A 12,800-nucleotide genomic window follows, 5' to 3' on the forward strand; every position below is an offset into this window, starting at 1 on the left:
CGCGTTGTGGATAAAGTTCTGACATTCAAACAAGGCAACACGCCGCTGCTGATCAGCATGCCTCACGCGGGCCTACGCCTGACGCCTGCGGTGGAAGCCGGGCTGATCCCCGAAGCGCAAAGCCTGCCGGACACCGATTGGCACATCCCCACGCTGTATGACTTTGCCGATGAACTGGGCGCCAGCACCTTGTCGGCCGAGTATTCGCGATTCGTCATCGACTTGAATCGGCCATCCGATAACAAGCCGCTCTACGCCGGCGCTACCACCGGCCTGTTCCCGGAGACGCTGTTCGATGGCGTGCCGTTGTTCCGCGACGGACAGACACCCTCCGAGACCGAGCGCGCTACCTATCTGCAAAAAATCTGGGGGCCGTATCACCGCACGCTGCAAGAGGAGCTCGCCCGCCTAAAGGCCGAGTTCGGCTACGCGCTGCTGTTCGACGCGCATTCGATCCGCTCGGTGATCCCGCACCTGTTCGACGGCAAATTGCCGGACTTCAACCTCGGCACCTTCAACGGCGCCGCGTGCGATGCGCAACTGGCCAGCCAGCTCGAAGCCATCTGCGCCAATCACCCGCAATACACCCATGTGCTGAACGGGCGCTTCAAGGGCGGCCATATCACCCGGCACTACGGCGACCCGGCGCAGGATATTCATGCGGTGCAGTTGGAGTTGTGCCAGAGCACCTATATGGAAGAGGTCGAGCCGTTCCGCTATCGCCCCGACCTGGCCGAGCCGACCCAGGTGGTGCTGAAACAATTGCTGCAAGCATTGCTGGCATGGGGGCAAACCCGCTATCGATAATGGCTGACACCGGTACAAGCGCTCAAGGGCATGCTCATTGCACAATTCGGGTTTATGATGCCAGACGGCAAAAATAATAGACGTCCCCCCAGGGATGAACCCGACACCCTACGGAGCGCGCAATGCAGACTTGGTACCCGCAGATCAAACCCTATGCCCGGCACGATCTGGCAGTCGATGATGTTCACACCCTGTACGTCGATGAAAGCGGCTCCCCCGAAGGGCTGCCCGTGGTTTTCATCCATGGCGGCCCAGGCTCCGGTTGCGATGCCCAGAGTCGCTGCTATTTCGATCCGAACCTGTACCGCATTGTCACCTTCGACCAGCGTGGCTGCGGCCGCTCCACGCCCCGCGCCAGTCTGGAAAACAACACCACCTGGGACCTGGTCGCCGACCTTGAGCGCATCCGCGAGCACCTGGGCATCGACAAATGGGTGCTGTTCGGTGGTTCCTGGGGTTCGACGCTGTCCCTGGCTTACGCGCAAACCCATCCCGAGCGCGTGCATGGCCTGATCGTGCGCGGCATTTTCCTCGCGCGCCCACAGGACATCGAATGGTTCTACCAGGCCGGTGCGAGCCGCCTGTTCCCGGACTACTGGCAGGACTACCTCGCGCCGATTCCTGTCGATGAGCGTCACGACATGATCGCGGCCTACCACAAGCGCCTGACCGGCAACGACCAGATCGCCCAGATGCACGCGGCCAAGGCCTGGTCGGGTTGGGAAGGGCGCATGCTGGGCCTGTGCCCGAGCCCGCAGCATGTCGAGCGCTTCTCCGAGCCGCAGCGTGCCTTGTCCATTGCCCGCATCGAATGCCATTACTTCACCAACAACTCGTTCCTGGAGCCCAACCAGCTGATTCGCGACATGCACAAGATCGCCCATCTGCCTGGCGTCATCATCCATGGCCGCTACGATATGATCTGTACGCTGGATAACGCCTGGGAGCTGCATCAGGCCTGGCCGAACAGCGAACTGCAGGTGATCCGCGAAGCGGGCCATGCGGCGTCCGAGCCTGGGATTACCGATGCGCTGGTACGCGCAACCGGCGAAATGGCACGACGCCTGCTTGATTTACCGCCTGAAGAAGCATGAAGGGCCTGTTGCAACGGGTGCGAGGCGCCCGGGTCGAGGTTGCCGGCGAAGTCGTCGGGGCGATTGAACAGGGTTTGCTGGTGCTGGTGGCCGTCGAACCTTCAGATGCCCCCGAGAGCGCCGATAAACTGCTGCATAAGCTGCTTAACTATCGGGTGTTCAGCGACGACGAGGGCAAGATGAACCTGTCGTTGAAGGACATCGGCGGCGGTTTGCTGCTGGTGTCGCAGTTCACGCTGGCGGCGGACACCAAAAGCGGGCTGCGGCCAAGCTTCTCCACAGCGGCCCCACCGGCCCTGGGAGCGGCGCTGTTTGATCACTTGTTGTTACAAGCGCAACAATTGCATGGCAAGGTGGCGTCAGGGCGTTTTGGCGCGGATATGCAGGTGCATCTGGTCAATGATGGCCCTGTGACCTTCCTCTTACAGACCTGAATGTATGAAAAGCGACGTTAATGCCTAAAAACGCAGGGTTTCGCTACAAATACTTCGTTGTCCCTGATGCGTTGTCTCGCGGGCTACTAGATAATCGCGCGCTACGGGGATCAGCGTTGTTTGGTCCATTTTTGACTTAGGTAGAGACTTGTCCGACAAACCAGTGGGGAATCATTTTGCCCCTGAGGAGTCGGAACAATGCTCGCCAACCTGGCATATAGATAGCTGGCCGTTGGTTTTTTGATCTGTTTTCGGCGAGGGTTGCTCGTGATTGTTAGTCCCTGTAATGCACCAAAATTGTCTGCCAAACGGTTACGAAACGCACTGGTGACGGGCTCTGCCCTGTTTTGCCTGTTCGGCGCGGGTCAACTGTGGGCATTCAGTCTGGACGATGTGTCGGCCAAGGCAAAAGAACTGGCTGGGCAGAAATACGAAGCTCCGCGCAGCAATCTGCCGAACGAATTCCGCGAAATGAAATTCGCTGACTACCAGAAGATTCGTTTCCGCAACGAAAAAGCCGAGTGGGCCGATCAGAACACCCCGTTCAAGCTGTCCTTCTATCACCAGGGTATGCACTTCGATACACCGGTGAAAATCAATGAAGTCACCGCTGACAGCGTCCAGGAAATCAAATACGACCCCAATCGTTTCGATTTCGGCGACGTAAAGTTTGATCCAAAAGCCACCGAACAGTTGGGTTATGCCGGCTTCCGTGTGCTGTTCCCGATCAACAAGGCTGACAAGCAAGACGAAATCATGACCATGCTTGGCGCCAGCTATTTCCGCGTCGTCGGCAAGGATCAGGTGTATGGCCTGTCGGCCCGTGGCATGGCGATCGACACCGCGCTGCCGTCCGGCGAAGAATTCCCGCGTTTCACCGAATTCTGGATCGAGCGTCCGAAGCCGGGCGACAAGCACCTGGTGATCTTCGCGTTGCTGGATTCCCCGCGTGCGACGGGCGCCTACCGCCTGATTCTGCGTCCGGGCACCGACACCGTGGTCGACGTCAAATCCCAGATGTACCTGCGCGACAAGGTCAGCAAGCTGGGCGTGGCCCCGTTGACCTCGATGTTCCTGTTCGGCGCCAACCAGCCATCCAAGGTCCTCAACTACCGTCGCGAGCTGCATGATTCCAGCGGTCTGTCGATCCATGCCGGCAATGGCGAGTGGATCTGGCGCCCGTTGAACAACCCTAAACACCTGTCGGTCAGCAACTTCAGCGTCGAAAACCCGCGTGGGTTTGGCCTGCTGCAACGTGGCCGCAACTTCAGTCATTACGAAGACCTGGACGACAACTACGACAAGCGCCCGAGCGCCTGGATCGAGCCGGAAGGCGACTGGGGCAAGGGCAGTGTCGACCTGGTAGAAATTCCGACCGCCGACGAAACCAACGACAATATCGTTGCCTTCTGGAGCCCGGCCGAACTGCCGGAAGTCGGCAAGCCGCTGGACGTGTCCTACCGCCTGCACTGGACGCTGGACGATGCTGCCTTCCATTCGCCTGACAGTGCCTGGGTCAAGCAGACCCTGCGTTCCACCGGTGACGTGAAGCAATCGAACCTGATCCGTCAGCCGGACGGCAGCGTGGCTTACCTGGTGGACTTCGAAGGCCCGGCCCTGAAAAAACTGCTGCCGGACGCCCCGGTGCGCAGCCAGGTGAGTGTTGGCGACAACGCCGAGCTGGTTGAAAACAGCGTGCGCTACAACGAGCACACCAAAGGCTGGCGCCTGACCCTGCGCATGAAGATCAAAGACGCGGGCAAGCCGACTGAAATGCGCGCCGCGCTGGTGCAGGAGATCGCACAGGCCGAGCCAGAACAGGTGTCGACCCACGTGCTCAAGGCTGACAAGGTCTTGGCCAAGCAACACGAGAAACAGGCCAAGAAAGACGCCAAAGAGGCGAAGGACAAGGACGCCAAGCAGCCAGAAGCTGCCCCAGCCCCTGTCACGCCGGAGCCGGCCAAGACCGAACAAGTCCTGACCGAAACCTGGAGCTACCAGTTGCCCGCCGATGAGTAATTCACAAGTCAAGCCAGAGACTCTGACCGAGTACCTGGCGCATCTGCCCATGACCGCTGAGCAGCGTGCCGAACTGGCGGGCTGCAGCTCCTTCAGCGAATTGCACGAACGCCTGTCGTCCGCAACCTTCGACGCACCTACCGACGCCGCCCAAGCGTCGGTGGGCCGCAGGCTCACCCTCAGCACGGCCGAAGAGCTGCAGGACGCCGAGATGCTGGCGCTCGACGCCAGCGGCCGCGTCTGCCTGAAGGCCACGCCGCCGATCCGTCGGACCAAAGTCGTGCCCGAGCCTTGGCGCACCAACATCCTGGTACGCGGCTGGCGCCGGATGACGGGTCGTACCAACCCGCCCAAGCCGCCGAAAGACGAGCGGGTCCTGCCGGCTGCGCGCTGGCGTACCGTGGGTTCGATCCGTCGCTATATCCTGCTGGTGCTGATGCTTGGCCAGACCATCGTGGCCGGCTGGTACATGAAAGGCATCATGCCGTACCAGGGCTGGTCGCTAGTGGACTTCGACGAAATCCGCAACCAGACCCTGCTGCAAACCGCTACCCAGGTTCTGCCTTATGCACTGCAGACCAGCATCCTGATAATGTTCGGGATTCTGTTCTGCTGGGTGTCGGCCGGTTTCTGGACCGCGCTGATGGGCTTCCTCGAACTGCTGACCGGCCACGATAAGTACCGTATCTCCGGTAAAAGTGCTGGTAATGAGCCGATTCCGAAGGATGCCCGCACCGCGTTGGTCATGCCGATCTGTAACGAAGACGTGCCTCGGGTATTCGCCGGTTTGCGTGCGACGTTCGAATCGGTGGCGGCTACCGGTGATCTGGACCGCTTCGACTTCTTCGTGCTCAGCGACAGTAACGACGCCGATATCTGCATTGCCGAACAGCAAGCCTGGCTCGACGTGTGCCGCGAAGCCGGTGGTTTCGGCAAGATTTTCTATCGCCGCCGTCGCCGTCGCGTCAAGCGCAAGAGCGGTAACCTCGACGACTTCTGCCGTCGCTGGGGCGGGGACTACAAGTACATGGTGGTGCTCGACGCCGATAGCGTGATGAGCGGCGAATGCCTGACCAGCCTGGTACGCCTGATGGAAGCCACGCCGGATGCCGGGATTATCCAGACCGCGCCGCGTGCGTCGGGCATGGACACCCTGTATGCGCGCATGCAGCAGTTCGCCACCCGCGTCTACGGCCCGCTGTTCACTGCCGGCCTGCACTTCTGGCAGCTGGGTGAATCCCATTACTGGGGCCACAACGCAATCATCCGCATGAAGCCGTTCATCGAGCACTGCGCCCTGGCGCCGTTGCCGGGCAAAGGCGCGTTCGCCGGTGCGATTCTCTCCCACGACTTCGTCGAAGCCGCGCTGATGCGCCGTGCCGGCTGGGGCGTGTGGATTGCCTACGACCTGCCGGGCAGCTACGAAGAACTGCCGCCGAACCTGCTCGACGAACTCAAGCGTGACCGTCGCTGGTGCCACGGTAACCTGATGAACTTCCGCCTGTTCCTGGTCAAAGGCATGCACCCGGTGCACCGTGCGGTGTTCCTGACTGGCGTGATGTCCTACCTGTCGGCGCCGTTGTGGTTCTTCTTCCTGGTGCTGTCCACCGCGTTGCTGGCGGTGAACACCCTGATGGAGCCGCAGTACTTCATGGCGCCACGCCAGTTGTACCCGCTGTGGCCACAATGGCACCCGGACAAGGCGGTGGCGCTGTTCTCCACCACTATCGTGCTGCTGTTCCTGCCTAAATTGCTCAGCATCATCCTGATCTGGGCCAAGGGCGCGAAAGAGTTCGGCGGCAAGTTCAAGGTGACCCTGTCGATGCTGCTGGAAATGCTGTTCTCCATGCTGCTGGCGCCGGTGCGCATGATCTTCCACACCCGTTTCGTACTGGCCGCGTTCCTCGGCTGGGCTGCGACCTGGAACTCGCCGCAACGCGACGACGACTCCACGCCTTGGAGCGAAGCGGTCAAGCGCCACGGTCCGCAGACTGTGCTGGGCTTCTTGTGGGCACTGCTGGTGGTGTGGCTGAACCCAAGCTTCTTGTGGTGGCTGATCCCCATCGTCGGTTCGCTGATGCTGTCGATCCCGGTGTCGGTGATTTCCAGTCGGGTCAAGCTGGGCCTCAAGTCTCGCGATGAGAGCCTGTTCCTGATCCCCGAGGAATACAATCCACCGCAGGCGTTGCTGTCGACCGAGAAGTACACCCACGAAAACCGTTGGCACGCGCTTAACGACGGGTTCGTGCGTTCGGTGGTCGACCCACAGCAGAACGCCCTGGCCTGCGCCCTGGCGACTTCACGTCACCGCGAGGCGGAGCCGATCGAGTACCTGCGTGGGGAGCGTGTTCGCCACGCGTTGAAAGTCGGCCCGGCCGGCCTCAACAACGGCGAACGCCTGGCCTTGCTCAGCGATCCGGTGGCCCTGGCTCGCTTGCATGAACAGGTGTGGAGCGAAGGCCATGCCGAGTGGCTGGACGCTTGGCGTGCTTCGATCAAGGCTGACCCGCACGCGCCATTGCTACCCCTGCAACCGCAGTCGTCCCAGGCTCTACCGGCCTGATTCAGACGCCCCCGAGGGCTCACCTCGGGGGTGTTCCAAGCGCTTGTCCTACAGCGTTTACCGCCCCTTCCTTTGTTTGCTAACCCCTTGTTATTTCGAAACAAAACACCTTCGTTCGAAGCGTGTTGCCGTGCCTGTGGCTGGGGTAGCATCGCCCCCAATTTGACTCGCCACGGGGGCACACATGTTCAAAAGGTATGGTTCGGCACTGCTGATGGGTGTTGTCGCATTGATTCACACAGGCTTGCTCAACGCCGGGGCAATTGACGACGCCGTTCGCCGTGGAGTGCTGAAAGTCGGCACCACGCCGACTTACGTACCGTTCGAAATGACGGACAGGCAGGGGCGCGTCGTCGGCTTCGAGATCGATTTGCTCCACGCCATGAGTCGCGCGCTGGGGGTTGAACTCGAACTGGTCACGGTGCCCTATACGGAGTTGCTGTCGGGGCTGATCACGAAGAAGTTCGACTTGATCGGCAGCGGTATGACGGTCACCCAGGAGCGCAACCTAAAGCTCAATTTCAGTGATTCTTTTATCGTGGTGGGCCAGACCGTCCTGCTGCATCCGCGCCTGGCCGGCACGGTGTCGAGCATCGAAGACCTGGACGAGGCGAGCTATCGGATCGCGGTCACCGAAGGCACCACCGGCGAGGCGGCGGCGCAGCGCTTCCTGGGGGCGGCCCGGCTGATGAGTTTCGTAACGCCGGAGGAGGGTGTGCGCGAGGTGGTGGAGGGCAGGGCCGACGCTTTTATTTATGATGCGCCCTACAACCTGATCGCAATGGCCCGGCCCGAGAACAGCGCATTACTGACGCTGGAGCAGCCGTTTACCTTTGAGCCTCTGGCGTTCGGCCTGAAAAAGGGTGATTACGACAGCCTCAACTGGATCAATCATTTTCTCAACCAAGTGGCCCAGGACGGGACCTACGATCAACTGCATGACAAGTGGTTCAAGGACACTGCCTGGATCGCGGAAATTGACTTGTCGTCATAACTGCTTACACATCAACCCATTAGTGAACCCAGGCGCTGACCGGCCCAGGCCTGCGGTCATGCGCGGCGCCGTAGGGTTCCTCTTGCACACGCCGATAACATTTAGCCGTGAAACCTTTGTGACGGGCAACGAGTGGGTTAGGATCGCACCCCGAAATGGCGCGGCCCTTTTGTGCGCCCACTTTATAAGAACCGTTCAGGGGACTTGATGATGAAAAAGTATCTTTCGATGCTGATGCTCGGCGTCACCGCGCTGGTGGCGGCCACTGCGGCCCAGGCCGGCGCCATCGATGATGCGGTCAAGCGCGGCACGCTGAAAGTCGGCATGGACCCGACCTACATGCCGTTCGAAATGACCGACAAACGCGGTGACATCATCGGTTTCGAAGTGGACATCCTCAAGGCCCTCGCCAAGTCCATGGGCGTCAAGCTGGAACTGGTGTCTACCGGTTACGACGGTATCATCCCGGCCTTCCTGACCGGCAAGTTCGACATGATCGGCAGCGGCATGACCCTGACCCAGGAACGCAATCTGCGCCTGAACTTCAGCGAACCGTTCATCGTGGTCGGCCAGACCCTGCTGATTCGCAAGGACCTGGAAGGCACCATCAAGTCCTACAAAGACCTGAATGACGAAAAGTACCGCCTGACCTCCAAGCTTGGCACCACCGGTGAAATGGTTGCCAAAAAGCTGATCGCCAAAGCCAAGTACCACGGCTACGACAACGAGCAGGAAGGCGTGCTCGACGTGGTCAATGGCAAGGCTGACGCGTTTGTCTACGACGCACCGTACAACGTGGTGGCCGAGAAGAAAGTCGGCAACGGCAAGCTGGTGTTCCTTGACGAACCCTTCACCTTCGAACCCCTGGCGTTCGGCCTGAAGAAAGGCGATTACGACAGCGTCAACTTCATCAACAACTTCCTGCACCAGATCAAGCACGACGGCACCTACGATCGCATCCATGACAAGTGGTTCAAGAGCTCCGAGTGGCTCAAGGACATGGAATAAGGCTTAAGACCGAGTTGCCTGTATCGCGGGCAAGCCCCCTCCCACATTTGGAACGCGTTTCCCTGTGGGAGGGGGCTTGCCCCCGATGGCGGCCTACCAGGCAACACCTATGCGGACAGTGAAATGAAACAGAAAAAAGCCCAATGGCCCTGGCACCTGCTGACGGTGCTCGTACTGGTCGGCCTGGCTGGCGCCTTGTACTACGCCACCTCGCTGATGTCCTACGAATGGCGCTGGAACCGCGTGCCGCAGTACTTCGCCTATCAGGCTGAGGAAGCGCAGCGTGCGGCGGATATTTCGACGGTCATTGAACTGGTACGCAAAGGCGACGTGGCCGAGGTTACCCTGCGCAATGACGCCGGCACCGAACAAACGCTGACGGTTGCCGACAACAGCCTGCAGGTGGCGCGCGGCGATGATGTGGCTGAAGGTGACGTCATCGGTGTCACCCGTCATTGGGCGTTGGGGCCGCTGATGTGGGGCCTGTGGACCACGCTGTGGTTGTCGGTGGTGTCCGGCGTCCTGGGCCTGGCGATTGGCCTGGCCACCGGCTTGTGCCGCCTCTCCAGCAACCCGACCTTGCGCGATCTGTCGACGCTCTACGTCGAACTGGTGCGCGGTACACCGCTGCTGGTGCAGATCTTCATTTTCTATTTCTTTATCGGCACGGTGCTCAACCTGTCACGGGAGTTTGCCGGGATCGCCGCACTGTCGCTGTTCACCGGCGCCTATGTAGCGGAAATCGTGCGTGCCGGTGTGCAGTCGATCACCCGTGGCCAGAACGAGGCCGCGCGCTCCCTGGGCTTGAGCGCCAGCCAGTCGATGCGCCATGTAGTGTTGCCTCAGGCGTTCAAACGCGTGCTGCCGCCGCTGGCCGGGCAATTCATCAGCCTGGTGAAAGACACCTCGCTGGTCTCGGTGATCGCGATCACCGAGTTGCTCAAGAGTGGACGCGAAGTGATCACTACCTCGTTTTCGCCGTTTGAAATTCTGTTCTGTGTGGCAGGCCTGTACCTGCTGATCAACCTGCCGCTGTCGAAAATGGCCAGCCGGCTTGAGCGGAGGCTCGCGCAAAGTGATTGAAGTCCGCGATCTGGTAAAAGTCTTCGACACCCGTGGTCATGTGGTGCGTGCGGTGGACCATGTCACCACCCAGGTGGCCAAGGGCGAAGTGCTGGTGGTGATCGGTCCGTCCGGCTCCGGCAAATCCACCTTCCTGCGCTGCCTCAATGGGCTGGAGGAATTCGACTCAGGTTCGGTCAGCATTGACGGTTTGCAGCTGGCCGACCCGAAGACCGATGTGAATGCCTATCGCCGTGAAGTCGGCATGGTGTTCCAGCATTTCAATCTGTTCCCCCACATGACCGTGCTGGAAAACCTGTGCCTGGCGCAAAAGGTCGTGCGCAAACGCGGCAAGCAAGAGCGTGAGGCCAAGGCCTTGGCACTCCTGGAAAAGGTGGGTATTGCGCAGAAAGCCAATGAGTTCCCGTCACGCCTTTCCGGCGGTCAGCAGCAACGCGTTGCGATTGCCCGTGCCCTGGCGATGGAACCCAAGGTGATGCTGTTCGACGAACCCACCTCGGCCCTCGACCCGGAAATGGTCGGTGAAGTGCTCGACGTCATGAAGACCCTGGCACTGGAAGGCATGACCATGGTGTGCGTTACCCACGAGATGGGCTTTGCCCGCGAGGTGGCAGACCGGGTGTTGTTCTTCGATCACGGCAAATTGCTGGAAGACGCGGCGCCGGCCGAATTCTTCGCGGCGCCGAAGGACCCGCGGGCCCAGGCTTTCCTGCGCCAGGTCCTATAGGTTCGGGCGCCTATGTGGGAACAAGCCCCCTCCCACATAGGATGGCGGCGTTTTCAGAGCCTGAATTTGCCGATCAGCGTCTGCAGATCCAGGCTCAACCTCGTCAACTGAACACTCGCGGCCGCCGTTTCCTCGCTGGCGGCGGCGGTCTGTTCCGACACATCCCGCACCTTCAAGACACTGCGATTGATTTCCTCGGCCACCGCGCTTTGCTGTTCGGCGGCGGCGGCAATCTGCGGGTTCATTTCCTGGATGACCGATACCGTGCGGGCAATCGCTGCCAAGGCCTCGCCGGCGTCGCGAGTCAGGGCAACGCTGTTGTCGGTCAGGTTGCGACTGCTGTCCATGATGTCCGCGACCTGCTGGGTGCCGTTATGCAACCCCAGGATCAGCCCTTCAATCTCTTCAGCCGATTCCTGTGTGCGCTGGGCCAGGCTGCGCACTTCATCGGCGACCACGGCAAACCCTCGCCCGGCAGTGCCTGCGCGCGCCGCTTCGATGGCGGCGTTCAGGGCGAGCAGGTTGGTCTGCTGGGACACGGACTTGATAACGTCCAGCACGCTGGCGATCTTTTCGCTCTCTTTTTGCAGAGCCATCATCGCGCGGCCGGATAAGGCCATTTCACTGGCCAGGTTGCCGATTTGCTCAACCGCATGGATGACGACCTGCTCGCCGGCACCGGCCTGCTGGTCTGCTTCGTTCGCTGCAACGGACGCGCGTTCGGCATGGCGCGCCACTTCCTGGGCGGTGGCGAGCATTTCATTCATCGCCGTGGCCACTTGGTCGGTTTCATCTTTCTGATTGTTCAGCCCGTTGCGGGTCTGTTCGGTCACGGTGGATAACTGCGTCGCCGCACCGGCAATCTGCCGAGCGCTGTCACCGATGCTGCTGATCAGGCTGCGCAGGCTGCGGGTCATTTGCCCGATGCTTTGTTGCAGCTGGCCCAGTTCGTCGCGGCGCTCCACGTGGGTGTCGTGGCTCAGGTCGCCTTGAGCGACACGGTTGGCGGCAACGAGGATGTCACGCAACGGCGAGGCGATCTGGCTGGCAATCCACCACGCGGCCAGGGCGCCCAGCACTAGTGCAGCCGCCGTGACGCCAATCAGCAGCGTGCGCGTGTGGTCGGCCTCGTCATTGCGCTTGGTGTTCTGGCTCTGGCTCAGCAAGCTACTGTTCTCGCGCAACTCATTGAGCTGCTGTTCGAAGCGGTTTTGCACGGTTTCGACGTTGAGCTGGGCTTGCTTGAGCTTGAGCAGTTGTGCACGGTAGTCGTTCAGGTCGGTTTTGAGCAGTGCTGAGTCCACGGGCAGCATGAACACTGCCTTCTGTGCGATGTCCAGCGCATCCAGCGCCTGGCTTGCTGCCTCGGCATAGGCTTGCAACGACTCGGCGGCCCAGGCGGGATTCTGGGCGCGATCCTCGGCCTGCTCCATGGCTTGGCGCAGTTGCTCAATGGCGTCGAGCGCCTTTTCGTCATTCTGGTCGGGCAAGTCGCTGGCGAATTGGGCAAGGGTGTCACTGGCTTGCAGGGCGGATTTTTTGAGCGCTGGCCGGACACTCTCTCGCTGCTCGATCAACGCGGGCAGCTCCGCCAGCGCGGCCTTCAAGCCAGCCACCAGGCGTGTCGCCTCCTCATTGCGTTGCACATCGATCGGGTCTACCAATCGATGCGAAAGGTCTGCCAGGAGCTGGTCGATTTTCTCGGTCTTCTGCGTCATCTGAGCCAGGCTGGCTTCGTCCGCAAGGGTGCGGTAGACGGTGCGGTCGGCGCGCATGGCCTCCGCGTACACGGCCAGTTCGCCCAGACTCGTCAGGCTATTGGACCGATAAAGCACGGCGTTCAGGGCTTGCCAGCCCGCTGCGGCGATCATGAAACTGAGGATCAGCACTTGGCCAAAACCCAGAGCCAGCTTGAGGCGAACACTGGCGTTAACCAGTATGCGGGTCAGCCGAGAAAACATGGCACACCTCCCAATCAGAAAAAGCGTTTCGCGACAGATGAACGCTAATCCGATTCGAGGTGAGGGCTGGCTGATAACTGTGTAGGAAATTTCACAAGATGCGGCGGCCT

9 protein-coding genes and 1 pseudogene are annotated in these 12,800 nt (G+C 60.7%); 9 read left to right on the forward strand and 1 reads right to left on the reverse strand.

Annotated elements, in window-relative coordinates; all coding sequences use genetic code 11:
• Positions 1–6 precede the first annotated feature (6 nt).
• The 9 genes and pseudogenes from hutG (at position 7) to C4J84_RS02055 (ending at position 10,729) form a co-directional block, all read left to right on the forward strand.
• The gene (gene hutG / locus C4J84_RS02015; protein WP_124434862.1) at positions 7–807 is read left to right on the forward strand and encodes an N-formylglutamate deformylase; all 801 of its coding nucleotides are present in this window, start codon (positions 7–9) and stop codon (positions 805–807) included.
• Between the two features lie 122 nt (positions 808–929).
• On the forward strand, positions 930–1,901 hold the full coding sequence (pip, locus tag C4J84_RS02020; protein WP_124360887.1) for a prolyl aminopeptidase: 972 nt from the start codon (positions 930–932) through the stop codon (positions 1,899–1,901).
• Positions 1,898–2,335 (forward strand): D-aminoacyl-tRNA deacylase, encoded by a 438-nt coding sequence (gene dtd, locus C4J84_RS02025; RefSeq protein ID WP_124434863.1) that lies wholly within the window; start codon positions 1,898–1,900, stop codon positions 2,333–2,335. Before pip ends, dtd begins: the two co-directional genes overlap by 4 nt.
• Before the next feature lie 267 nt (positions 2,336–2,602).
• Positions 2,603–4,354 carry a glucan biosynthesis protein G gene (locus tag C4J84_RS02030; RefSeq protein ID WP_124360889.1) on the forward strand — a complete coding sequence of 584 codons (1,752 nt, stop codon included), beginning with the start codon at positions 2,603–2,605 and terminating at the stop codon, positions 4,352–4,354.
• Positions 4,347–6,919 (forward strand): annotated as a pseudogene (gene mdoH / locus C4J84_RS02035) (glucans biosynthesis glucosyltransferase MdoH); the annotation flags it as partial. The gene C4J84_RS02030 and the pseudogene mdoH, both read left to right, overlap by 8 nt.
• A 182-nt stretch (positions 6,920–7,101) precedes the next feature.
• Positions 7,102–7,911: a transporter substrate-binding domain-containing protein gene (locus C4J84_RS02040; RefSeq protein ID WP_124372381.1), complete on the forward strand. Its 810-nt coding sequence runs from the start codon at positions 7,102–7,104 to the stop codon at positions 7,909–7,911.
• Between the two features lie 210 nt (positions 7,912–8,121).
• A complete protein-coding gene (locus C4J84_RS02045; RefSeq protein WP_124360892.1) occupies positions 8,122–8,919 on the forward strand; it encodes a transporter substrate-binding domain-containing protein in 798 nt (265 codons plus the stop codon).
• A 123-nt stretch (positions 8,920–9,042) separates the two neighbouring features.
• A complete protein-coding gene (locus C4J84_RS02050) occupies positions 9,043–10,002 on the forward strand; it encodes an amino acid ABC transporter permease (protein WP_124369286.1) in 960 nt (319 codons plus the stop codon).
• On the forward strand, positions 9,995–10,729 hold the full coding sequence (locus C4J84_RS02055) for an amino acid ABC transporter ATP-binding protein (protein WP_124360894.1): 735 nt from the start codon (positions 9,995–9,997) through the stop codon (positions 10,727–10,729). Before C4J84_RS02050 ends, C4J84_RS02055 begins: the two co-directional genes overlap by 8 nt.
• Before the next feature lie 53 nt (positions 10,730–10,782).
• Here the strand turns inward: C4J84_RS02055 and C4J84_RS02060 are convergent, their stop codons facing one another.
• Positions 10,783–12,690, reverse strand: a complete 1,908-nt coding sequence (locus C4J84_RS02060) for a methyl-accepting chemotaxis protein (protein WP_124369287.1) — start codon at positions 12,688–12,690, stop codon at positions 10,783–10,785.
• Between the last annotated feature and the right edge of the window lie 110 nt (positions 12,691–12,800).

The organism is Pseudomonas sp. R11-23-07 (assembly GCF_003852295.1).
Classification (GTDB): Bacteria; Pseudomonadota; Gammaproteobacteria; order Pseudomonadales; family Pseudomonadaceae; genus Aquipseudomonas.

Bases quoted from the DNA above. Each gene is read 5' to 3' on its own strand.
- pip (WP_124360887.1), top strand. From the start codon at position 930: ATGCAGACTTGGTACCCGCAGATCAAACCCTATGCCCGGCACGATCTG.
- dtd (WP_124434863.1), top strand. From the start codon at position 1,898: ATGAAGGGCCTGTTGCAACGGGTGCGAGGCGCCCGGGTCGAGGTTGCC.
- C4J84_RS02040 (WP_124372381.1), top strand. From the start codon at position 7,102: ATGTTCAAAAGGTATGGTTCGGCACTGCTGATGGGTGTTGTCGCATTG.
- C4J84_RS02045 (WP_124360892.1), top strand. From the start codon at position 8,122: ATGAAAAAGTATCTTTCGATGCTGATGCTCGGCGTCACCGCGCTGGTG.
- C4J84_RS02050 (WP_124369286.1), top strand. From the start codon at position 9,043: ATGAAACAGAAAAAAGCCCAATGGCCCTGGCACCTGCTGACGGTGCTC.
- C4J84_RS02060 (WP_124369287.1), bottom strand. From the start codon at position 12,690: ATGTTTTCTCGGCTGACCCGCATACTGGTTAACGCCAGTGTTCGCCTC.